The sequence below is a fragment of the Rahnella sp. CJA17(1/100) genome, assembly GCF_963881615.1.
GTDB lineage: Bacteria > Pseudomonadota > Gammaproteobacteria > Enterobacterales > Enterobacteriaceae > Rahnella > Rahnella aceris.
This window is the reverse complement of the sequence record NZ_CAWOJA010000023.1, coordinates 17,258-38,989: the sequence shown is the minus strand read 5'-3', so window position 1 is coordinate 38,989 and position 21,732 is coordinate 17,258. Positions and strand designations below refer to the sequence as shown.

The 21,732-nt window shown below is 47.8% G+C and carries 32 protein-coding genes and 1 pseudogene; 21 read left to right on the top strand and 12 right to left on the bottom strand.

What is annotated here, in order from left to right:
- The 3 genes and pseudogenes from tuf to bfr form a co-directional block, all read left to right on the top strand.
- Positions 1-158 (top strand): annotated as a pseudogene (tuf, locus tag AACU55_RS13980) (elongation factor Tu); the annotation flags it as partial.
- Between the two features lie 146 nt (positions 159-304).
- Complete coding sequence (gene bfd, locus AACU55_RS13975) at positions 305-499, top strand: bacterioferritin-associated ferredoxin (protein ID WP_013573671.1); 195 nt, start codon at positions 305-307, stop codon at positions 497-499.
- Positions 500-584: 85 nt separating this feature from the next.
- Positions 585-1,064: a bacterioferritin gene (gene bfr / locus AACU55_RS13970; RefSeq protein ID WP_013573672.1), complete on the top strand. Its 480-nt coding sequence runs from the start codon at positions 585-587 to the stop codon at positions 1,062-1,064.
- Between the two features lie 11 nt (positions 1,065-1,075).
- Here bfr and AACU55_RS13965 read toward each other — a convergent pair whose 3' ends face one another.
- From AACU55_RS13965 to gspC, 12 genes are read right to left on the bottom strand one after another with little or no spacing between them, the layout of a single operon-like run.
- A complete protein-coding gene (locus tag AACU55_RS13965) occupies positions 1,076-1,909 on the bottom strand; it encodes a prepilin peptidase (RefSeq protein WP_051931060.1) in 834 nt (277 codons plus the stop codon).
- Positions 1,910-1,942: 33 nt separating this feature from the next.
- On the bottom strand, positions 1,943-2,401 hold the full coding sequence (gene gspM, locus AACU55_RS13960) for a type II secretion system protein GspM (RefSeq protein ID WP_013573674.1): 459 nt from the start codon (positions 2,399-2,401) through the stop codon (positions 1,943-1,945).
- Positions 2,398-3,573, bottom strand: a complete 1,176-nt coding sequence (gene gspL, locus AACU55_RS13955) for a type II secretion system protein GspL (protein ID WP_037035602.1) — start codon at positions 3,571-3,573, stop codon at positions 2,398-2,400. Before gspL ends, gspM begins: the two co-directional genes overlap by 4 nt.
- Positions 3,574-4,542 (bottom strand): type II secretion system minor pseudopilin GspK, encoded by a 969-nt coding sequence (gspK, locus tag AACU55_RS13950; RefSeq protein ID WP_240785700.1) that lies wholly within the window; start codon positions 4,540-4,542, stop codon positions 3,574-3,576.
- A 10-nt stretch (positions 4,543-4,552) separates the two neighbouring features.
- The gene (gspJ, locus tag AACU55_RS13945; RefSeq protein WP_134707070.1) at positions 4,553-5,236 is read right to left on the bottom strand and encodes a type II secretion system minor pseudopilin GspJ; all 684 of its coding nucleotides are present in this window, start codon (positions 5,234-5,236) and stop codon (positions 4,553-4,555) included.
- A complete protein-coding gene (gene gspI / locus AACU55_RS13940; protein ID WP_134707069.1) occupies positions 5,233-5,622 on the bottom strand; it encodes a type II secretion system minor pseudopilin GspI in 390 nt (129 codons plus the stop codon). Before gspI ends, gspJ begins: the two co-directional genes overlap by 4 nt.
- Positions 5,622-6,143, bottom strand: a complete 522-nt coding sequence (gene gspH, locus AACU55_RS13935; RefSeq protein WP_037035596.1) for a type II secretion system minor pseudopilin GspH — start codon at positions 6,141-6,143, stop codon at positions 5,622-5,624. The genes gspI and gspH overlap by 1 nt, the downstream gene beginning before the upstream one ends.
- 2 nt (positions 6,144-6,145) lie before the next feature.
- Positions 6,146-6,601 (bottom strand): type II secretion system major pseudopilin GspG, encoded by a 456-nt coding sequence (gene gspG / locus AACU55_RS13930; protein ID WP_134707068.1) that lies wholly within the window; start codon positions 6,599-6,601, stop codon positions 6,146-6,148.
- A gap of 12 nt (positions 6,602-6,613) precedes the next feature.
- A complete protein-coding gene (gene gspF, locus AACU55_RS13925) occupies positions 6,614-7,831 on the bottom strand; it encodes a type II secretion system inner membrane protein GspF (protein WP_134707067.1) in 1,218 nt (405 codons plus the stop codon).
- Positions 7,828-9,354 carry a type II secretion system ATPase GspE gene (gene gspE, locus AACU55_RS13920; RefSeq protein ID WP_037035592.1) on the bottom strand — a complete coding sequence of 509 codons (1,527 nt, stop codon included), beginning with the start codon at positions 9,352-9,354 and terminating at the stop codon, positions 7,828-7,830. The genes gspF and gspE overlap by 4 nt, the downstream gene beginning before the upstream one ends.
- A 3-nt stretch (positions 9,355-9,357) precedes the next feature.
- Entirely contained in the window at positions 9,358-11,337 is a 1,980-nt protein-coding gene (gene gspD / locus AACU55_RS13915) for a type II secretion system secretin GspD (RefSeq protein ID WP_134707066.1), read from the bottom strand.
- Positions 11,321-12,154 carry a type II secretion system protein GspC gene (gspC, locus tag AACU55_RS13910; protein WP_134707065.1) on the bottom strand — a complete coding sequence of 278 codons (834 nt, stop codon included), beginning with the start codon at positions 12,152-12,154 and terminating at the stop codon, positions 11,321-11,323. Before gspC ends, gspD begins: the two co-directional genes overlap by 17 nt.
- 198 nt (positions 12,155-12,352) lie before the next feature.
- Here gspC and AACU55_RS13905 point away from each other — a divergent pair, with 198 nt between their 5' ends.
- The 18 genes from AACU55_RS13905 to rpsH all read left to right on the top strand — a co-directional run bounded on the left by AACU55_RS13905 (position 12,353) and on the right by rpsH (position 21,728).
- Positions 12,353-13,873: an ExeA family protein gene (locus AACU55_RS13905; RefSeq protein WP_240785699.1), complete on the top strand. Its 1,521-nt coding sequence runs from the start codon at positions 12,353-12,355 to the stop codon at positions 13,871-13,873.
- A gap of 6 nt (positions 13,874-13,879) precedes the next feature.
- Positions 13,880-14,365 (top strand): hypothetical protein, encoded by a 486-nt coding sequence (locus AACU55_RS13900; protein ID WP_134707063.1) that lies wholly within the window; start codon positions 13,880-13,882, stop codon positions 14,363-14,365.
- Between the two features lie 234 nt (positions 14,366-14,599).
- On the top strand, positions 14,600-14,911 hold the full coding sequence (rpsJ, locus tag AACU55_RS13895) for a 30S ribosomal protein S10 (RefSeq protein WP_009639175.1): 312 nt from the start codon (positions 14,600-14,602) through the stop codon (positions 14,909-14,911).
- A gap of 33 nt (positions 14,912-14,944) precedes the next feature.
- On the top strand, positions 14,945-15,574 hold the full coding sequence (rplC, locus tag AACU55_RS13890; protein WP_013573687.1) for a 50S ribosomal protein L3: 630 nt from the start codon (positions 14,945-14,947) through the stop codon (positions 15,572-15,574).
- 16 nt (positions 15,575-15,590) lie between these two features.
- A complete protein-coding gene (gene rplD, locus AACU55_RS13885) occupies positions 15,591-16,196 on the top strand; it encodes a 50S ribosomal protein L4 (RefSeq protein ID WP_013573688.1) in 606 nt (201 codons plus the stop codon).
- Complete coding sequence (rplW, locus tag AACU55_RS13880) at positions 16,193-16,495, top strand: 50S ribosomal protein L23 (RefSeq protein WP_013573689.1); 303 nt, start codon at positions 16,193-16,195, stop codon at positions 16,493-16,495. The genes rplD and rplW overlap by 4 nt, the downstream gene beginning before the upstream one ends.
- Before the next feature lie 18 nt (positions 16,496-16,513).
- Positions 16,514-17,338, top strand: a complete 825-nt coding sequence (gene rplB / locus AACU55_RS13875; protein WP_013573690.1) for a 50S ribosomal protein L2 — start codon at positions 16,514-16,516, stop codon at positions 17,336-17,338.
- A 14-nt stretch (positions 17,339-17,352) separates the two neighbouring features.
- Complete coding sequence (rpsS, locus tag AACU55_RS13870) at positions 17,353-17,631, top strand: 30S ribosomal protein S19 (protein ID WP_004929772.1); 279 nt, start codon at positions 17,353-17,355, stop codon at positions 17,629-17,631.
- 14 nt (positions 17,632-17,645) lie between these two features.
- Positions 17,646-17,978, top strand: a complete 333-nt coding sequence (gene rplV, locus AACU55_RS13865; RefSeq protein WP_004391423.1) for a 50S ribosomal protein L22 — start codon at positions 17,646-17,648, stop codon at positions 17,976-17,978.
- Positions 17,979-17,995: 17 nt separating this feature from the next.
- Complete coding sequence (rpsC, locus tag AACU55_RS13860; RefSeq protein ID WP_013573691.1) at positions 17,996-18,694, top strand: 30S ribosomal protein S3; 699 nt, start codon at positions 17,996-17,998, stop codon at positions 18,692-18,694.
- Positions 18,695-18,706: 12 nt separating this feature from the next.
- Positions 18,707-19,117 carry a 50S ribosomal protein L16 gene (gene rplP / locus AACU55_RS13855; RefSeq protein WP_009639183.1) on the top strand — a complete coding sequence of 137 codons (411 nt, stop codon included), beginning with the start codon at positions 18,707-18,709 and terminating at the stop codon, positions 19,115-19,117.
- A complete protein-coding gene (gene rpmC / locus AACU55_RS13850) occupies positions 19,117-19,308 on the top strand; it encodes a 50S ribosomal protein L29 (RefSeq protein WP_013573692.1) in 192 nt (63 codons plus the stop codon). The genes rplP and rpmC overlap by 1 nt, the downstream gene beginning before the upstream one ends.
- Complete coding sequence (gene rpsQ / locus AACU55_RS13845; RefSeq protein ID WP_013573693.1) at positions 19,308-19,562, top strand: 30S ribosomal protein S17; 255 nt, start codon at positions 19,308-19,310, stop codon at positions 19,560-19,562. The genes rpmC and rpsQ overlap by 1 nt, the downstream gene beginning before the upstream one ends.
- Positions 19,563-19,732: 170 nt before the next feature.
- Positions 19,733-20,104: a 50S ribosomal protein L14 gene (gene rplN / locus AACU55_RS13840; protein WP_008457164.1), complete on the top strand. Its 372-nt coding sequence runs from the start codon at positions 19,733-19,735 to the stop codon at positions 20,102-20,104.
- Between the two features lie 10 nt (positions 20,105-20,114).
- Positions 20,115-20,429: a 50S ribosomal protein L24 gene (gene rplX / locus AACU55_RS13835; RefSeq protein ID WP_013573694.1), complete on the top strand. Its 315-nt coding sequence runs from the start codon at positions 20,115-20,117 to the stop codon at positions 20,427-20,429.
- 14 nt (positions 20,430-20,443) lie between these two features.
- Positions 20,444-20,983, top strand: a complete 540-nt coding sequence (gene rplE, locus AACU55_RS13830; protein WP_013573695.1) for a 50S ribosomal protein L5 — start codon at positions 20,444-20,446, stop codon at positions 20,981-20,983.
- 13 nt (positions 20,984-20,996) lie between these two features.
- The gene (gene rpsN, locus AACU55_RS13825) at positions 20,997-21,302 is read left to right on the top strand and encodes a 30S ribosomal protein S14 (protein WP_013573696.1); all 306 of its coding nucleotides are present in this window, start codon (positions 20,997-20,999) and stop codon (positions 21,300-21,302) included.
- A gap of 33 nt (positions 21,303-21,335) precedes the next feature.
- Positions 21,336-21,728, top strand: a complete 393-nt coding sequence (rpsH, locus tag AACU55_RS13820) for a 30S ribosomal protein S8 (protein ID WP_013573697.1) — start codon at positions 21,336-21,338, stop codon at positions 21,726-21,728.
- Positions 21,729-21,732: the final 4 nt, after the last annotated feature.

Genomic DNA, 21,732 nt, shown 5'->3' with positions numbered 1-21,732 from the left:
AACTGCCAGAAGGCGTTGAGATGGTTATGCCTGGTGACAACGTGAACATGGTTGTTACCCTGATCCACCCAATCGCGATGGATGACGGTCTGCGTTTCGCAATCCGTGAAGGCGGCCGTACTGTAGGCGCTGGTGTTGTTGCTAAAGTTATCGCTTAATCGCTGATAATTAAGAGCAAAAAAAGGGTGCTTCGGCACCCTTTTTTATTGCCTAAAATTTGTGTGCAAAAGCGTTCAAACTGCATTTGCAATAATAACCATTCTCATTTACAGTTAGTTCAAGATTTATGCGAAGCGTGGTTTATATGTACGTGTGTTTGTGCAATTCAGTCAGTGATAAAACGATCAGACAGGCAGTCAGACGTTACCAGCCGCAAACGTTCCAACAGTTGAGGAGTTTTGTTCCGGTAGGAACGCAATGTGGCAAATGTGTTCGTGCGGCGCGACAAATAATGGAAGATGAATTACAGCAAATTCCTGAGTTCAAAAACATCGCGTAAAAATACTTAGTTAAAAAGTGTGCCTTTTTTTTGACTTACTCTGAACCGGATCTACGCTTTAGATACCGGAACGGAGGAGTTACCTATGAAAGGCGATAAAAAAGTCATTGCACACCTCAATAAACTTCTTGGAAATGAACTGGTTGCTATCAATCAGTACTTTTTGCATGCCCGTATGTTTAAAAACTGGGGACTGATGCGTCTCAACGGTATCGAATATCACGAATCCATTGATGAAATGAAACATGCCGATATCTATATTGAGCGGATCCTCTTCCTGGAAGGGCTTCCTAACCTGCAGGATCTCGGCAAACTCAATATTGGTGAAGATGTTGAGGAAATGCTGAAATCTGATTTGCTGCTGGAACTTGAAGGGGCGAAGGATTTACGCGAAGGCATTGCTTATGCTGACTCGGTGCACGATTACGTCAGCCGCGATTTAATGATTAATATCCTGGCGGATGAAGAGCATCACATCGACTGGCTGGAAACCGAACTGGAACTCATCGGGCGTATTGGCATTCAGAACTACATCCAGTCTCAGCTGAAAGAAGAATCCCAGTAATTTCTGCTGTATTAACTCAACATCAGCCAGATTGTTTTGCTCTCCTGGCTGATGTAAATCAGCGCACCAGCCAGTGCCAGGCAGGGTCCGAAAGGCGTTTGCTCTGACATTTTATAAATACTTACCCTTACCAGTGTGAAAACGATCCCCGCAAGTGCGGCGAGAATACACAGATATGGCAACATCTGCCAGCCCACCCAGGCGCCAAGTGCTGCCAGGAGTTTAAAATCCCCGTACCCCATTCCCTCTTTGCCGCTGACTAACTTGACACTCCAGTACAAAAACCACAACGCCAGATAACCTGCGACCGCGCCATATAATGCATTCTGAAGTGTCACGCTGCCGTACAGAGAGTGGACGAGTAACCCGGCCCACAGCAAGGGCAGTGTCAACCGGTCAGGAAGCAGGTAAGTTGCCAAATCAATCAGGCTTAATGCCAGAAGAAACCAGAACAGTAATAAGGCACTGAATAAACTCAGGGGAGTGGTAAACAGAAACGACAGACCAAGAAACATGGCGGCGCATCCTGCTTCTGTAAGGGGGTACCTTTTAGAGATCGTGGCTTTGCAATAATGGCATTTCCCCCGTAACAACAACCAGCTCAAAACCGGAATATTCTGCCAGTATTTTAGCGGATGTATACAGGCGGGGCAGTGTGATGCCGGAAGGCTCAGATTAAAGCCATGCTCTGTCAGTTGACCATCGTTCTGAATCATCAGCGGCAAGCGATAAACGACGACATTAAGAAAGCTGCCCAGCAGCAATCCCAAAACAGCGACGCAGGTGTGATAAAACCCGTCGGGTAATGATGTGATATAAGACAATTGCTGCCATCCTCCGTCCATGCTAAATATCTTCCTTGTTATGACATCTGCCCGTTAACGCAGTGTGAGTTGAGGAACACTGACGCTTCCTGTTGGTCCGTTACCTGTCACTATTGAGATGGCCACGACCTGAATACCGTATTCCTTATTGAGAATTTCAAGCCAGCGTAAAAGGGTGGTGTAAGGGATCTGCTCAAAGCTTAGGGCGACTCCCCGTTCATTCTGAGTAGTCTTAGGAAGTTGCAGGGATAAACCTGCCGCTGAGGTGTTAATAGCTTCCGTCAGCTTTTCTGTCTTAACTCGCAGTCCGGAAGGTGCCCCGAGACGCTGGGTTTGCTGAATCATCCATTCAAGCTGGTGATGTTGCGTGTTGACCCGTGCCCGGGATTGGGCGATCTGGTTGTTGAGCGGGGTTAAAATACCGTACCAGATGCAAGTTACTGCCAACAGAAAAGCGGCAACCAGTATCAGCCATCTTTCCCGTTCATTTTTAAGCATCAGCCACTGTTTCATGATTTACTCCGCTGAGTTAGCGTGGCGGTGATACCCGCTGATGACGTGGCTAACTTAGAAATGGCAAAGTGAAAATCGCTTTCGGTCCGTTCGACGAAATCATCAATCGCCGCCCGGTCACCTGTAGTAATCTGCAGAGTGAACTGTTTCGTCTCTTGCTGAAAATCTAATTTATCTATGTCAATTTGCGGGCTCTGCCCATGATAAGCCGTGAGTTTTGCCAGTGCAGGAAGAAAGGCTGTGGGTGCCTTTTTCATATTTTGTTCAAAATAGAACTTCAGATTACGGGTGTGTTTGTCCTGCGGAAACCAGGTTTGATGAAGTGCAAGCATCTCTTTTTTCAGTAATGATTCTTGCTGAGAAATCTGCCACCAGGTGAAAAGTTTGGCGCCGATAATCACTAGCACCGTGAGTATCGCCATGCTGGTTGCCACCCGTAGCAGATGACGTTCCCAGGCGGATTCTTCTTTACGCACGGCGAACTCGCCCTGCAGCAGATTCACTGCTGACGGACAGTTATTCTTCATCATAATCAGGGGATGAAAAGGCAGATCAGCGCGCACCCAGCCAGGAGAAATCGATTTCTCATCTCCGTAGTAATGTAATGTCTCCGGCGTTGCGATTTTAAGTAGGGTATCGAGTAATACCTGCTCAACCTGACAGCCTGAATATTCCGACTGTCGAAGGAGCCACTGCTTATCAAGCTTCATTATCGACCAGCCTTCTTCATGCCTGGGCAGCAGCAAGGCATCAATATAAATGTGCCTTATTGTCAGCCCTGCATCGCTAAATAGCCGAAGCCAGTTTCTTAAATAATCTGATTCAATACCCGCCACAAAGAGTGTCTGTTTTTCTCGATAAAGCTCAACCCAATGCAACGTATCGACATCACTGGCAATACTTTCTTCAGTAAGATGGCCAATCATCTGGCGAGTAATTTTGTTTGCGTGTTGAGGCAGAGCGATCTGACGGAAAACTATTTCACTGGCCGGGATGAACAGACAAACATTACGTGCCGCAGGTTGTGTGGCGAGTTCTGATAAATGTTCGGTATCCGGCAGGCAATGGATATCGTTGTCACATTCTGCCTTATCCGTGAACCAATAGAGTGAGTGCTCTGGCGTAGTACCAGCCCTGATAAACAGCCTGTTGGCCAGATGAAGTTGTTCCATTTACTCAATTACCCGATAGCGACGTTGATAAATTTTGATTTTTGAATCCTTTGGATTGAATTGCACAAAACTGCTCATAGCATTTTGCTGTTCTTCAAACCGGCCTAGCGTATAGAGGACGAAGTATTGGCTGCGTACCGTCAGCAGCGGTTTTAATTCGCTGCTTTGGATTTCCAGACTAAAACGCTGTTTCTTCGCCTCTTTCAGAAAAGCGTCAACAGAAACCCAGCCTCTGCGCGGTCGCGCTGAAATTAATCTGATTGCATCCTCCTGATTAATACCGCCAAGAAATAAGGCGCTTAACAGAGGAGCCTGTTCTTCGGTCAGCATATTCACATTAATTTGCTGAAACTCTTCGGGGAGAGTGCAAAGCTGATGTCGGATTTTTTTGAGTGGCAGAAGAGGGAGGTCGGGCAGCAGCGCCAGCTCATTCAGGGAAAAAAGACGTTGATTAGCTGCAGCGCGGGGCGGTATCAGCGTTTCGTAATACTCGGATTCCGCACCGGATGTTCGGGTCTCGTTATCGGCATCAAGATAATCGCTGAGGGTATCAGCGAACCGCTCGGTTTCAACGGATGTTGCCTGCGCATCGAGAAGAAGTTGTTTCAGTACCTGCGTATTGTATGGTTCACCCTCTATCGTCGTGTCAGGCTCGTTATTACGCAGGCTGTTAATGTTAAAACAGTTTTGTCCATCCGCAATAATATAGTCCACTGAAAATCCATCCTGGCCGGTGAAGTGCCCTTGCTGAACGGCAAACTGATCGAGGTTGTTTTGAACAGGGTTTTCGGTAAGTTCTTTTTTCAGTCTCGGCAGGGCGATTTCTTCAGCGGCAAAGGTTAGCCAGCGTAATTGCTGTTGATTGAGTAACCAGCTTTGGCGGTGCTGGCTGACCTGAAATTGCAGCGTCATTTTTGCCGCTAATGCAGCCATGATGGCAAGGATCATTAAGACGATCAGTAGCGCCACACCCTGTTGCTTACTCATCGTTGGTGTTCTCCCCGTTTAAGGACACCGGAGCTGCGGATTCAGAACTTGCTTGCTCAGACGGCTTATCAGCTGACTCTGCCTTCGTCTCCTCAATTATTTGGGGCAGGAGGAATAACCGGCGTATTTCACCCATATCTTCCAGCGTGACAATGAGTTCGATGACTTTTGGAAAAGAATCCGTTTTGCTCCAGCTGTTGGTCCAGCCGCCGGAATAGAATCGCCAATGCAAAGAACTTACGCCTGTCAGCAGGGTAAAGGGCGTTATCGCTGATGAATCAGTCAGTGGCTGGGACGGAAGAGATTGTGCGCTGCGCGTCAGTGTGTGATCGGTAAATGTCCAGGTAACCCGTGTAAGATCACTGGCAGACAAGGGGGCTGATGCAGAATAACTGCCAATAGTTGTAAAACTTAATGATGTCTCAGAGGCTGATAAAAGAGCTCCTGCCACATCGGTTTGCCGTGGCAATATCTGGATCAGATCCCGTTCCAGCAAAGAAAATGTAGTCTGAATTCCGGTCAGTCTTGCCGTGTGTTCTTGTGCTATTTCACTGTTTTTAACTGATGCGGAAAGGATCTGATAGGCCAGCAGGCTGAGAAGCGCAAATATCGTCATCGCAATCATGACTTCTATCAGCGTGAAACCTTGTTGTTTGGCTGGCTGCTGGCTGCTCATGGCTTCTCTGCCATTATCTGAGTCCAGCGGCTCACCGAAAGGATCGGTGAATGGGCATCTTCTACCTGAAGAACGCGTACCTGGTTCTGGCTAATGTTGTTCTCTCTATCAAGGGTATGTTTCTGTTCAACAAACCATTCCTGCCCGGCTAGTGTTACTCGTCTTTTTTCTTTTTTTTCCGCTTTGATCTGTGTTTCTATCAGCGTATTTTCAGCAACCCAGCTGGCAAAGAGAGAAGTTCGAAAATGATCTACTGCGCTCATTTGCGAACTCAGGCTATTCAGTAATGCCAGAGCCGCCGTGGCGAAGATGCCGAGGGCAATGATTACTTCAATCAGAGTCATACCTTGCTGATTTTTAACACTACACGTTGAAGGTATACGCATTATTTTCCAGACCTTCTGACATTGAATATCAGTGGCAGTCGTCCTTCAGAAATGATGCTGCAACAGGCCGGTTCAGATGCAGAAGAAGAAAAACTGAGTTCAAAGACTGAAAGTGTTCCGTCGGGCATAAAAACAATTTGTGGTGGGCGGTTGATAGATTTATTGAGGGCTAAAGGGCTGAGCGAAAGGGTTTCATTTTCCGCAAATTCACCGCTGACAGGCATGCGGGAAGATTCAATTTCTTGCCACTGAGGCTCACGTGTTAGTGGAATCAACGTTAGCGTGCCACCTAAAACCACAAACTGATAAGCGCCGGCCGTTAAGGAAAGCCCGAGCGGTTTTCCTTCCAGCACTGCGCGCTCAGCAGCATATTCCATCACTGTTTTCATTTGCTCAGCGCGTTGGATTTGTGAGTTGTCAGACGGTAAAACCATGACCACAACCCCTGCCGCAATGGCGAAAATGGCCATTACCATCAGTATTTCCAGCAGCGTAAAGCCGGATTGTTTGACCGCGGACAAGGTTAGTGATCCTTCTCAACCCAGTTCTTTATGTCATCTGCGGTGTTGGGCTCACTGTCAGGCCCTGCAGAAAAGACATCGATAGCCCCATGTTCACCTGGACTGACCAACATGTATTCGTTGCCCCAGGGATCGGCTGGCAAACGCTTTATGTATCCATCGTTACGATAATTGGCAGGTAGCGGGTTGATCGTGGGCAGGGTTACAAGGGCTTCAAGCGTTTGTTCGGTTGTTGGATAGCGATGGTTATCCAGCTTATACATGTCGAGGGCGTTCTCGAGGGCGACAATATCGCTGACGGCTTTTTGGGTATCTGCCCGTTCTTTGTTGCCCATTACATTAGGAACAACGAGCGCTGCCAGCACCCCGAGAATGACGATAACCACCATCAGTTCGATTAATGTAAAGCCTTGTTGCTTCTGAGTGCCAATATACTGATTTTCTTGAATGTTTAACATGGAATGATACCTTTAACTGACCAGGTTATTAAGCTGGAGAATCGGTTGTAAAATCGACATGATGATGAATAAAACAATACTGGCCATAGTGACAATCAGCAGTGGTTCAAATAGCGCCAATACCATTGAAAGCTGGTGTTGCATCAGCTTGTCCTGATTGTCTGCTGCGTGTGCCATAAGCTCGCCAAGACGCCCGCTTTGTTCACCGGAAGCAATCATGTAGAGCATCATGGGTGGGAAGAGGCGGGTTTGTTCCAGAACAGCAAAGAGTGAGCTGCCCTGACGAACATGTTCTGCCGCTTGGGTAAGTAAATAATGGATCCGGCGGTTAGTTATCCCTTCTGTTGAGATTTTCATCGCATCAAGTAAAGGAACGCCGCTCGATTGCAAGATACTGAGAGTCCGGGCATATCGGGCACTATTGATGGCCCTGATCAGTGGCCCTAAAACGACAACACCGAGCAACGCCGTATGAAAACGCATAAGATTATGCTTACGGCGCAGAGCCAGCCTGAAGGTAGCGATGAAAGCGATAACCACTATGGCAATCACCCACCATGTACGTTCCAGGAAACCACTGACGCCAATTAAAATACGGGTGGAGATGGGCAGCGTATGTTTCATATGCACAAACTGTTCAATGATTTGCGGGACGACGGCAACCAGCAAAATAACAATCACTAGAATGGCAATGATGGTGAGCATGGCCGGGTAAATCATGGCTTGCGACAACTTGCTTTTGATTTGCTGGCGGATTTCATAATAATCCGCCATTTTTTCCAGTACGGTGCCGAGTTGTCCGGTTCGTTCACCTGCCGTGACCAGTGTTCTGAACATCGGATCAAATAGGCGAGGAAAATCAGATAATGCATCGGCTAGCGTATGTCCCTCCACCACTTTGTTACGCACAGCGGTCAGCACTTGCGTGAGTCCGGCGTGCTCGGTTTGGCGGGCAATAACGGCAAGTGCGGCTTCTACGGGCAGGGCTGCATTGGTTAATGTGGCGAGCTGACGTGAGAATAGTGAAATGGCATGTGAAGGGACACGCGTTTTCAATCCTTTATTTTTACTATTTAGAGTTGTCAGCGAGTTGCCCACCTGCTTTATTTCAAGAAGCGTTAAACCCCGCTCGCGGACAATCTGGCGCGCCAGGCGGAGAGAATCGGCATCAATCACTCCTCGCTGCGTCTTGCCCGTCGGGGTGATTGCATGAAAGGCGAAGCGGCTCATGAGGGCGTTCCCCGTGTCGCTATCTCTTGTTCGGCAGTAACTCTGATCACTTCTTCCAGCGTAGTCTCGCCGCTAATGGTTTTAAGCAGTCCATTTTCCCGCAAGCTTCGGGCAGTTTTGCGATGAATGTTCTCAATGGAAAATTCATCCTGATTCTCATGAATAGCCTGACGTATAGCGTTATCAACAACCATGCATTCGTGGATAGCCGCCCTGCCTTTATAGCCCGTGAAATGGCATTGAGAACATCCGACGGCTTTAAAAACAGTGGCTGGTGGTTCAGGCAGAAAGTGGAATAAAGGAATGTGAGACACATCTAACGGGGACTGTCGGGTACAATGCGGGCAAAGGCGTCGCACGAGTCGCTGAGCCACCACGCCTAATAAGGAGGAGGCGAGAAGGAAGGGCTCCAGACCCATATCCCGTAAACGGGTAATGGCACCGACGGCACTATTTGTATGCAATGTTGACATCACCAGATGGCCGGTCAGTGAAGCCTGCACCGCGATTTGAGCTGTTTCATTGTCGCGGATCTCACCGACCATGACTACATCCGGGTCCTGACGCAAAATCGCCCGCAAACCGAGCGCAAATGTCATTTCTACACGGGGGTTAACTTGCGTTTGCCCCACGCCCTCCAGTTCATACTCAATCGGGTCTTCGACAGTAAGAATGTTACGCTCGTTATTGTTGAGTGCAGAAAGAACCGCGTACAGAGTCGTGCTTTTACCTGAACCGGTCGGCCCGGTGACCAGAATGATCCCGTGAGGTTTACGGATTAATGCCGATAGCTGTTGCTCGTCCTGTGGCGACAGACCAAGTTGTGGAATCTCAAGACATAAATTATTTTTATCCAAAAGGCGCATCACCACGCGCTCACCATATTGAGCTGGAATGGTCGATACGCGGATATCAATCGCCCGGTGACCGATACGTAACGAAATGCGACCATCCTGAGGTAAACGTTTTTCAGCGATATCCAGTTTCGCCATCACCTTGATGCGCGATACCAAGAACGGTGCCAGCTTGCGAGCCGGTTGCAGGATTTGCCGTAAGACGCCATCGATACGAAACCGGATACTGAGCATGCGTTCGAAGGTTTCGATATGGATATCCGAAGCACCCTCTTTGACTGCTTCAGAAAGCACCGCATTAATCAGACGGATGATCGGCGAATTTTCATCACTGGCCAGTAAGTCTTCGTTATCAGGTAATTCCTCAGACAAAGACAGAAGATCGACCTCGTTATCGATATCATCAATGATTTGTTGTGACTCGCCGCTGCTACGCTGGTAGGTTGCTGATAACTTTTCATCGAACAATGTCGTTTCCACTATTTCGACCGCCGTTATTTCACCCATGATCCGACGTACTTCGAGCAGTGTTTCCACTGAAATGTCCTGTCGGCAAAAAAGCACGTTATCAAGCAGCGTTACGCCTTTTTGTTTGGCGTAGGTATAAGGCAGAACAGGGGAGGCGTGTTCCACAACGGGTCTATATAGCACTTCGTTATCACTGTTCATGGTTTATCCACTAAACGGATTACGAGGTTTGCCGTCATCAGGCGTGGTGGATATGGATGCTTTTGGCACATTGTTTTCAGGATAGTCAGGCAAAATAGAACGGGTATTTGGCGTGAGCAGATCCTGATGGTCCTCATCCTGACGCGTTTTTTGAATTTTTTGAAAGTGCGAATATTTCTTATTGGAAATGGAAGAGTAAACCTCATCATCACGAATAATGGTCGGCCTGATAAACACCATCAGATTACGTTTTGCTGATTCAGTGCTGGTATAGCGGAACAAATTGCCTATCCACGGAATATCACCCAACAGAGGAACTTTGGATTTGGTTTCTTTGGTACTGTCATCCAGCAAACCGCCCAGGACTACAGTTTCACCCGTACGAACCAGCACGGCATTGGAAATGGTTCGGGTATTGAAGGTCGGACCAAGACTAGAGTTAGTTGAAGTATCAACGCTGGAAACTTCCTGTTCGATTTCCATCAGCACAGAGTCACCTTCATTGATCTGCGGAGTGACCTTTAATTTTGTGCCGACGGTTTTGTAAACCACGCTGCTATAAATGTTATCGCCAGATGTGGTTTGTGAGCCGGACAGGGAGGGGACTTCCTGACCGACGTTGAATGAGGCTTCTTTATTATCGAGAGTGACAATGCTTGGGGTGGCAAGAATATCGTTTTTATTACTGGTGGATAACGCAGTGAGTAAGACATTCCAGTCACCGCTAAAGAAGCCTGCGGTCATGCCATTGAAGGTCTGCAAAGTGCTGCTCAGAGGATTATCGCTGCTGATAATGCCCTCTTTTTTGTACTGGCGAACTCCGGCCGCAACGGTCGATATTGGCGCGCCGGTTCCGGTAAATTGTGTTCCGCCAACCTGGTTGTTGCTCCACTGGATACCCAGATTAAGCCCGTTGCCATCCTGTACTTCGACAATAATGGCTTCGACTAACACCTGTGCACGGCGGATATCGAGCTTGGTGATGACCTGTTCGAGTGACTGCATCACATCCTGCTGTGCAGTAATGACGATGGAGTTTGTTTGTTCATCTGCAGTGATGCTCATCGGCTTGTTAGACGCGCCGGAAGGCTGAGCTGTTTTGCCTTCTTTCATCTCTTCTGTGATGCCAGTAAGTACGGGAACGATTTTTTCCGCTTTGGCATATTTCAGATAGAAAACACGCGTATTGCCCTGAGATGACTGGTCTTTATCAAGCTGACTAACCAGTTTTGCTGCGCGGCTGCGCACGCCTTCTGGCCCGCTGATGATTAGGGTGTTGGTTCTCTCATCCGCGACGATTTTGGCTTGTAATATGGACGATGATTGTCCTTTAGATTCCTCGCGAACCAGGTTGTTCATCATCTCAGCCATTTCCGGGGCAGAAGCATATTTTAGTTTAATGGTTTGCCTTTGCTGGTCACCCATCGCGTCAACGCGTTCGACAAGCTTAATAAGCCGGTTGACCACAGATGCCCGGCCCGTCAGAAGCAAAACATTGGAAGGTTCGTAATGAACAACATTCCCTACTCCGGTACTGTCATTCATCTGGCGAAGCAAAGGTGCCAACTCTCTGACCGGCACATTAAGAAGCGTTACGACGCGGGTGATAATTTCATCTCCCTTACCGGGGCTGTTTTTGTCTGCAATGGGCACGCCAGACATTTTCGCATTCGCTGAACGTACGACCTTCAGTAGCCCGTTATCCATGGGGATCACAGCAAAACCATAGACATCCAGCACGCTGAGAAAAAATTGATAGTATTGTTCTTCATTCAAAACATCATAACTTCTGACAGAAACAGTTCCCTGCACGGAGGGATCGATAAGGATAGTTTTATTCAGATTTTTACTTACCGTATCAATAAACTCTTTAATATCCGTGCCCTTAAAGCTCGCAGTAAACTCTTCCGCGTGTACAATCCCTGGAAGGGTGGCAAATAATATGCATGCCTTTACTAGGAGAGAGTTAATGAACTTCTTCATGACTTTCTGTATCCAACGATGTTTCGATAGTAGCTAGATTTATATAGATATTCTGAAGTTGATTTTCTCTCAGAACGGTAAGTTGTACATCCCTCAGGCTTGCCAGTTGTTCAATGTATTTATCTGCTGTTGCAGTGTCGTCGAGAGATTGCCCATTTATTTTGATGACGAACTCGCCTGGAATAAGTCCCGCTCTAAGATAAACATTGCTGCTCGTTTTGGGATTGAATCTATAACCTGTAAGTTTCTCATCTTTATATACGGGGTTGGCAACTAAATAATGCATTAAGTATTTTGCGTGTTCTTTGTTTGCCCTCTGTTTTTGTGGTTCTGGGCGTTTATTATCCTGAGCTTTATCACTGAGGTATAAAATCGCTGTTCCCTTGGGGGTGCGTATTAAAACTTCGTCTGGTTTTACTGACTGCAAGTAAGCGTTTTCCACATCAGCAAGCTTTTCACCTTCACGGTAACTATGCTGACCCGATGGTCCTTGAAGAATAGCCAGTGAGCGCCGACTGTCAGTACTTGTCAGAACTCCCTTAAGGAATAAGGGAAGCTTAACGCTAGTCGCTGGTGATCGAGTTACCTCTTTAATCACTGCATTTCTGCGTTTTTCAAATAGTGTGCCGGGTATATTGATAAAAATTTTGGCGTCGGTGGAGGTCTTGGGCAGGAACCCAAAACTTTCCCTGCTATTTAGCACAGTAACAGCGATTGTTGAGCAACAAATCATTGTGAGTATGAATGTAATGACAATAAACATTCCTGTCTTCAATGATAGCTTTGGCCGATGCCCTTTATTCCAGATGGCATGCATGTATTGGATCATTCCCTTGTGCTTTCGTTATTCCAGTGGGTTACTTATTAGGCTATATTATACGCAGAAAAACATTGATTCACATTAATACATGTTCAATACGAATGAGGTTGTGTTTCTTGATTTTCAGATTTATTCCTCTTTCGGTTTTTTATTTAAAAACATTCATTGAATGTATAAATGGTTATGGGTATTGGTATGTACCGCGATTACTTTAATTTTGTCACGCTTCCCTTTTTGGAAGGTAATTATTTCAATAATATACGTTTGTTGGCCGCTCAGGATTTTATTCTGCTGAAGTTGAGTCAGGGAGGTATCGCGATAATCGGTGGTAACAAAGGTGTTGGTAAAACGCGACTGGCGCACGAGATTGCCAGAAAAAGTCAATGCCGGGTATTGAATTTAAGTGCAGCGTCTTTGAATGGCGCAGACAGTGAAAGCCTTGGACAATTACTAGCCTTTTGTTTTCATTTAAAGAAATGGCAAACATTACCAGCCTCGATTCTCACTATGCGAATTGCAGAATCCTTTGTCCACAATGCGGACCCCGCAGAGCCCTGGTTGGTCGTGATCGATAATGCTGAAAACCTCACGGCAGAAAGTTATGAGTTTTTACGTACATTCAAAACTTATCCGCAATCTCTGCGTGTCTCATTCCTGCTAGTAGAAGAACATAAGGGGAGTAAAAGCCGCGGCAGGCGCCATAAGATGGGGCTACCATATGCGGTTTACTCTCTGTCTCCAATGAGTCTCGCAGAAACCTCGGACTATCTGTCCCAAAGGATGCAATCAGCCGGAGGGGAGCCAACCCTTTTTAACAAACCACTCGTTAAATTGTTGCACACTGCCGCTGGTGGTAAGTTTCGGCTTATTAATGAACTGGCAACAGACTCATTGAACAGCGCATATGCAGAAAAAACACAGTCAGTCACTTATCGGCAAATGAAAGTCTGCCTCGAAGCCCGAGGACTGACGCCTGGCAAAAGGAAATGTCTCACGTTTCTCATTGCGTGCTACATGCTTTTAGGCAGTGTTTTGGGATGGACTTATTTAGGCTATGTAAAGCCATACCTCCCGCTGTTGGCGACGTTTTCCGAAAGGCTGCACGAAATCCCTGCTGCGGCCAAAAAACTGAGTGATGTTGGAAGTAACGAGCGTAACGGAATGCGTCAGCTCTTTCAGGTGTGGGGTTATGACGTGCCAACTAATGATGCGTTCTGTGATCAGGCTGTACGTGCACAGCTCACCTGTAAAAAGGGCAAGGCAACCTTAGAGACCTTAGTCCAGGACGGAATTCCTTGGTTAAGTCCGATTACAGCAGATAAACAGACCGTGTACGTTACCGTTGTGAAGGTCACTGATGAGGAGTTAGATATTCTTATTAAAGATGAGACGTGGACGGTTCAGCGCAGCTGGTTTAACGAAGTTTGGGGTGGCGAATATATTCAGTTATTCCCGCAGACTCCGAGCGGTAAAAACGCCATCAACAATACAAGCCCTGAAGCTGACACCGCTTGGTTAGATATGACACTGAGCAAAATCCTGAACCTGCCATTCGGTAAAACGGGTCAGTGGGACAAAGATTTGATCAGGAAGGTTAAATTATTCCAACAACGGGAAGGTCTTATTGTTGATGGAAGGGTAGGTAAGGGCACACTGATGCAAATCGCTAAACGTACCGGCAACATGCCCGTGCTGCTTACAGAAGAAGAGCTCTAGGTTAAAATGCAAAACATTCATTTATCGGCTTACACAAGCCATTTAAACAAACAAAAAGTGAAGGTGGTAGTGCATCGCCCGCTCAGAAAAAGCCTTTATTCTCTGGGATTAGGTTGCCTATGCTTGTTGGCAGGTGCGATGGCAGGGGCTTATCTTAATATAAGTTATCTTAACTGGCAGAGTTACCGGATAGGTGTCAGTGAAGAATCCCGTCTTCCTTATAAGCAATCCCCCTTACATTACATCTATCAGGACAAAGCGATGCCTGCTGTTAGTCAGTCGGCCGATAGTGATGACGATACAAATGCTGATGAACAACTGCTGGAAGATACTTCATCTATGGAAAATGAGGCTCCGGAAGAGGCGCCGACAGGCGAAAGCGATGAAAGTCAAATCATGAAGTTAGTTGAGGGAAGCCCGGATATACCATTACAAGAGTGGTTGGAAAAAGCGATGTTGGAACAGCAACAAGAAGAGAAGAGCGCAAAATAAAAGCATTTTTTTTGTAGTTCGGATTGCTTCTTACTGGTGTTTAAGTATAATGCGCGGGCTTACCTAATCTTGGTAGGCCTGGTTCAATGAGAATCAGATGGCCGATAAGTTTACTTGCCGGTCAACAATACTCCCGATATGGGGGTTATGTGAAGAACGATTACACTCTCCCATCAATCGAAATGGGTTTGAGGAGTAATCATTTACGTTTAAAATAATTGGAGCTCTGGTCTCATGCAGAACCAAAGAATCCGTATCCGCCTGAAAGCGTTTGATCATCGTCTGATCGATCAATCAACTGCGGAAATCGTTGAGACTGCGAAGCGCACTGGTGCGCAAGTTCGTGGTCCAATCCCGCTGCCGACCCGCAAAGAGCGCTTTACCATCCTGATTTCTCCGCACGTCAATAAAGATGCGCGCGATCAGTATGAAATTCGCACTCACAAGCGTCTGGTTGACATCGTTGAGCCAACCGAGAAAACCGTTGATGCTCTGATGCGTCTGGATCTGGCTGCTGGTGTAGACGTGCAGATCAGCCTGGGTTAATCAGGGTCATTGAGCGATTGAGAGGTTGAAACAATGATTGGTTTAGTCGGTAAGAAAGTGGGTATGACTCGTATCTTCACTGAAGATGGCGTTTCTATCCCTGTAACCGTTATCGAAATTGAAGCAAACCGCGTTACTCAGGTCAAAGACCTGGACAACGACGGTTACCGCGCTGTGCAGGTTACTACTGGTAGCAAAAAAGCTAACCGTGTAACCAAACCAGAAGCGGGTCACTTCGCTAAAGCTGGCGTAGAAGCTGGCCGCGGTCTGTGGGAATTCCGCCTTGCAGAAGGTGAAGAGTTCACTGCAGGTCAGAACATTAGCGTTGAAATTTTCGCAGACGTTAAGAAAGTTGATGTTACCGGTACTTCTAAAGGTAAAGGTTTTGCTGGCACAGTTAAGCGCTGGAATTTCCGTACCCAAGACGCTACCCATGGTAACTCCTTGTCTCACCGTGTTCCGGGTTCTATCGGTCAGAACCAGACTCCGGGCAAAGTGTTCAAAGGCAAGAAAATGGCAGGCCAACTGGGTAACGAGCGTGTAACCGTTCAAAGCCTGGACGTAGTACGTGTTGACGCTGAGCGCAACCTGCTGCTGGTCAAGGGTGCTGTTCCGGGTGCTACCGGTGGCAACCTGATCGTTAAACCTGCTGTTAAGGCTTAACGTCGAGGAGATAGGAATGGAATTAGTAGTGAAAGACGCGCAGAGCGCGCTGACTGTTTCCGAAACTACCTTCGGGCGTGATTTCAATGAAGCGCTGGTACACCAGGTCGTTGTTGCTTATGCAGCAGGTGCCCGTCAAGGTACTCGCGCTCAGAAGACCCGTGCTGAAGTAACCGGTTCCGGTAAAAAACCTTGGCGTCAGAAAGGTACTGGCCGTGCGCGTTCAGGTTCTGTAAAGAGCCCGATCTGGCGTTCCGGTGGTGTAACCTTCGCTGCAAAGCCACAGGACCACAGTCAAAAAGTAAATAAAAAGATGTACCGCGGAGCGCTGAAAAGCATCCTGTCCGAACTGGTACGTCAAGATCGTTTGATCGTTGTCGAGACGTTCTCTGTAGAAGCGCCTAAAACTAAGCTGCTGGCACAGAAACTGAAAGACATGGCTCTGGAAGACGTGCTGATTGTAACTGGCGAAGTCGACGAGAATCTGTTCCTGGCCGCACGTAACCTGTACAAGGTTGACGTTCGCGATGTAGCAGGTATCGATCCAGTAAGCCTGATCGCCTTCGACAAAGTAGTTATGACTGCTGACGCTGTGAAGCAAGTTGAGGAGATGCTGGCATGATTCGTGAAGAACGTCTGCTGAAAGTGCTGCGCGCGCCGCACGTTTCTGAAAAAGCGTCTACTGCGATGGAAAAGAACAATACCATCGTTCTCAAAGTTGCCAAAGACGCGACTAAAGCGGAAATCAAAGCTGCGGTTTCGAAACTGTTTGAAGTCGAAGTCGAAGATGTGAACACCTTGCTGGTTAAAGGCAAAGTTAAACGTCACGGTCAGCGTGTTGGTCGTCGTAGCGACTGGAAAAAAGCTTACGTAACCCTGAAAGAAGGCCAGAATCTGGACTTCATCAGCGGCGCTGAGTAAGTCGGAGGAGTAAGAACAATGGCAATTGTTAAATGTAAACCTACATCTCCGGGTCGTCGCCACGTTGTTAAAGTGGTTAACCCTGAGCTGCACAAGGGTAAACCTTATGCTCCGCTGCTTGAAAAACTGAGCAAAAGCGGTGGCCGTAACAACAATGGCCGTATCACCACCCGTCATATCGGTGGTGGCCACAAACAGCATTATCGTCTGGTTGACTTCAAACGCAACAAAGATGGTATCGCTGCAGTGGTTGAGCGTCTGGAGTACGATCCGAACCGTTCCGCGAATATCGCGCTGGTTCTGTACAAAGACGGCGAACGCCGTTACATCCTGGCGCCGAAAGGCCTGAAAGTGGGTGACCAGATCCAATCTGGTGTTGATGCTGCAATCAAGACAGGTAACACCCTGCCTATGCGCAACATCCCAGTAGGTTCAACGGTTCATAACGTAGAAATGAAACCAGGTAAAGGCGGCCAGATGGCTCGCTCAGCCGGTGCCTACGTTCAGATCGTTGCTCGTGACGGTTCCTACGTAACTCTGCGTCTGCGCTCTGGCGAAATGCGTAAAGTTCAAGTTGATTGCCGCGCCACCTTAGGTGAAGTCGGTAACTCTGAACATATGCTTCGCGTTCTGGGTAAAGCAGGTGCTGCTCGTTGGCGTGGTATTCGTCCTACCGTTCGCGGTACTGCGATGAACCCAGTCGATCACCCACACGGTGGTGGTGAAGGTCGTAACTTTGGTAAGCACCCGGTAACTCCATGGGGCGTTCAAACCAAAGGTAAGAAGACCCGTAGCAACAAGCGTACTGATAAATTCATTGTACGTCGCCGTAGTAAAAAATAATTAGAGGATAAGCCATGCCACGTTCTCTCAAGAAAGGTCCTTTTATTGACCTGCACTTGCTGAAGAAGGTAGAGAAAGCGGTGGAAAGCGGTGACAAGAAGCCTTTGCGCACTTGGTCCCGTCGTTCAACGATCTTTCCTAACATGATCGGTTTGACCATCGCTGTCCATAATGGTCGTCAGCACGTACCAGTATTTGTTTCCGATGAAATGGTCGGTCACAAACTGGGTGAATTCGCGCCGACTCGTACTTATCGCGGCCATGCGGCTGATAAAAAAGCTAAAAAGCGCTAAGGTAGGAGGAAGAGATGGAAACTATCGCTAAACATCGCCACGCTCGTTCTTCTGCTCAGAAGGTTCGCCTTGTTGCTGACCTGATTCGCGGTAAGAAAGTGTCGCAAGCTCTGGAAACTCTGGCCTATACCAACAAGAAAGCTGCTGGTCTGGTTAAGAAGGTACTGGAGTCTGCCATTGCTAACGCAGAACACAACGATGGCGCTGACATCGATGATCTGAAAGTCACGAAGATTTTCGTAGACGAAGGCCCAAGCATGAAGCGCATTATGCCGCGTGCTAAAGGTCGTGCAGATCGCATTCTGAAGCGCACCAGCCACATTACTGTGGTTGTGTCCGATCGCTGAGACTCTGGAGACTAGCAATGGGTCAGAAAGTACATCCTAATGGTATTCGACTGGGTATTGTCAAACCTTGGAACTCTACTTGGTATGCAAATACCAAAGATTTCGCTGACAACCTGGACGGCGACTTTAAAGTTCGTCAGTTCCTGACTAAGGAATTGGCGAAAGCTTCCGTTTCTCGCATCGTTATCGAGCGTCCAGCGAAGAGCATCCGTGTGACTATTCACACTGCTCGTCCTGGCATCGTTATCGGCAAGAAAGGCGAAGATGTCGAAAAACTGCGTAAGGTCGTAGCGGATATCGCTGGCGTTCCTGCGCAGATTAACATCGCCGAAGTCCGTAAACCGGAACTGGACGCAAAATTGGTTGCTGACAGCATCACTTCACAGCTGGAACGTCGTGTTATGTTCCGTCGTGCTATGAAGCGTGCAGTACAGAACGCAATGCGTCTTGGCGCTAAAGGTATCAAAGTTGAAGTAAGCGGCCGTCTTGGCGGTGCTGAAATCGCGCGTACTGAATGGTACCGTGAAGGTCGTGTTCCGTTGCACACTCTGCGTGCGGATATCGATTACAACACATCTGAAGCGCACACCACTTACGGTGTAATCGGCGTTAAGGTATGGATCTTCAAAGGTGAGATCCTGGGTGGTATGGCTGCAGTTGAACAACCGGAACCGGCTGCTCAACCTAAAAAGCAGCAGCGTAAAGGCCGCAAGTAAGGAGAGTCGCTGATGTTACAACCAAAGCGTACAAAATTCCGTAAGGTGCACAAGGGCCGCAACCGTGGTCTTGCGCAAGGTACGGATGTGAGCTTCGGCACTTACGGTCTGAAAGCTGTTGGCCGTGGTCGTCTGACTGCTCGTCAAATTGAAGCAGCACGTCGTGCGATGACCCGTGCAGTTAAGCGTCAAGGTAAGATCTGGATCCGAGTATTCCCGGACAAACCGATCACCGAGAAACCGCTCGAAGTTCGTATGGGTAAAGGTAAAGGCAACGTAGAGTATTGGGTTGCTTTGATCCAGCCTGGTAAAGTCCTGTACGAAATGGACGGTGTGCCTGAAGAGCTGGCTCGTGAAGCCTTCCAGCTGGCAGCAGCCAAACTGCCTATCAAAACCACCTTTGTAACTAAGACGGTGATGTAATGAAAGCACAAGAGCTGCGCGAAAAAAGCGTGGAAGAGCTGAACACTGAGTTGCTGAACCTTTTGCGTGAGCAGTTTAACCTGCGCATGCAAACGGCAAGCGGCCAGTTGCAGCAAACACACCTGTTGAAGCAAGTGCGTCGTGATGTAGCACGTGTGAAAACTTTACTGACTGAAAAGGCGGGTGCGTAATGACTGACAAGATCCGTACTCTGCAGGGTCGTGTAATCAGTAACAAAATGGAAAAATCCATTGTTGTTGCGATTGAGCGCGTGGTGAAACACCCGATTTACGGTAAGTTCATCAAACGTACGACTAAATTGCACGTACATGACGAGAACAATGAATGTGGTATCGGCGACGTTGTGGAAATCAGCGAATGCCGTCCACTGTCTAAGACTAAGTCTTGGACCTTGGTTCGCGTTGTAGAGAAAGCGATTCTGTAATACAGTAGCGCCTCTCAAAAATAGATAAACGGCTCATGTACGTGGGCCGTTTATTTTTTCTACCCATAATCGGGAACCGGTGTTATAATGCCGCGCCCTCATATTGTGGGGATTTCTTAACGACCTATCCTGGGTCCTAAAGTTGTAGTTGACATTAGCGGAGCACTAACATGATCCAAGAACAGACTATGCTGACCGTGGCCGACAACTCCGGTGCACGTCGCGTAATGTGTATCAAGGTTCTAGGTGGCTCGCACCGTCGCTACGCAGGCGTCGGCGACATCATCAAAATTACCATCAAGGAAGCAATTCCTCGCGGTAAGGTGAAGAAAGGCGATGTGCTGAAGGCGGTAGTGGTGCGCACCAAGAAGGGTGTTCGTCGCCCGGACGGTTCTGTCATTCGCTTCGATGGTAATGCATGCGTTATTTTAAACAATAACAGCGAGCAGCCAATCGGCACGCGTATTTTTGGGCCGGTAACTCGTGAACTGCGTAATGAGAAGTTCATGAAAATTATCTCTCTGGCACCAGAAGTACTCTAAGGAGCGAACCATGGCAGCGAAAATCCGTCGTGATGACGAAGTTATCCTGCTTACCGGTAAAGATAAAGGTAAGCGCGGTAAAGTAAAAAATGTACTGTCTTCTGGCAAAGTCATTGTTGAAGGTATCAACCTGGTTAAGAAACATCAGAAGCCTGTACCGGCCCTGAACCAACCAGGCGGCATCGTTGAAAAAGAAGCTGCAATTCCGGTTTCTAACGTTGCTCTCTTCAACACGGCTACTGGTAAGGCGGACCGTGTAGGCTTTAGATTCGAAGATGGCAAAAAAGTCCGTTTCTTCAAATCTAACAGCGTAACTATCAAGTAATTTGGAGTAGTACGATGGCGAAACTGCATGATTACTACAAAGACGATGTCGTAAAAAAACTCATGGCTGAGTTTGGTTACAATTCTGTCATGCAAGTCCCTCGGGTCGAGAAGATCACCCTGAACATGGGTGTTGGTGAAGCGATCGCTGACAAGAAACTGCTGGATAACGCAGCAGCTGACCTGGCAGCAATCTCCGGTCAAAAACCGTTGATCACCAAAGCACGCAAATCAGTTGCAGGCTTCAAAATTCGTCAGGGCTATCCGATCGGCTGTAAAGTAACCCTCCGCGGCGAACGCATGTGGGAGTTCTTTGAGCGTCTGGTCTCCATTGCTGTTCCACGTATTCGTGACTTCCGCGGCTTGTCTGCTAAGTCTTTCGATGGTCGTGGTAACTACAGCATGGGCGTGCGTGAACAGATCATCTTCCCGGAAATCGATTATGATAAAGTCGATCGCGTTCGTGGTTTAGATATTACTATCACCACTACTGCGAAATCCGATGATGAAGGCCGTGCATTGCTGACAGCCTTTAACTTCCCGTTCCGCAAGTAAGGCAGGGTTACTAATGGCTAAGCAATCCATGAAAGCACGCGAAGTCGTTCGCGTAAAACTGGCTGATAAATACCGCGCTAAACGCGAGGAATTGAAAGCTATTATCTCTGGTGTGAACTCATCCGACGAAGATCGTTGGGATGCAGTTCTTAAGCTGCAGTCTCTGCCGCGTGATTCCAGCCCGTCTCGTCAGCGTAACCGCTGCCGTCAAACTGGTCGTCCGCATGCTTTCCTGCGGAAGTTCGGGTTGAGCCGTATTAAGGTCCGTGAAGCCGCTATGCGCGGTGAAATTCCGGGTCTTAAGAAGGCTAGCTGGTAATTGTCACCAATTGAATCACGGGAGTAAAGACAGATGAGCATGCAAGATCCGATCGCGGATATGCTGACCCGTATCCGTAACGGTCAAGCCGCGAACAAAGTTGCGGTCACCATGCCTTCCTCCAAGCTGAAAGTGGCTATTGCCAACGTGCTGAAGGAAGAAGGCTACATTGAAGAATTTAAAATCGAAGGCGACGCTAAGCCTGAACTGGAATTAGTACTGAAGTACTTCCAGGGCAAGGCAGTGGTAGAAAGCATTCAACGTATCAGCCGTCCAGGCCTGCGCATCTACAAGAAAAAAGATGAGCTGCCAAAAGTTATGGCCGGTATGGGTATCGCTGTTATTTCTACCTCTAAAGGTGTTATGACCGATCGTGCAGCTCGCCAGGCTGGTCTTGGTGGCGAGATTATCTGCTACGTAGCTTAATTGG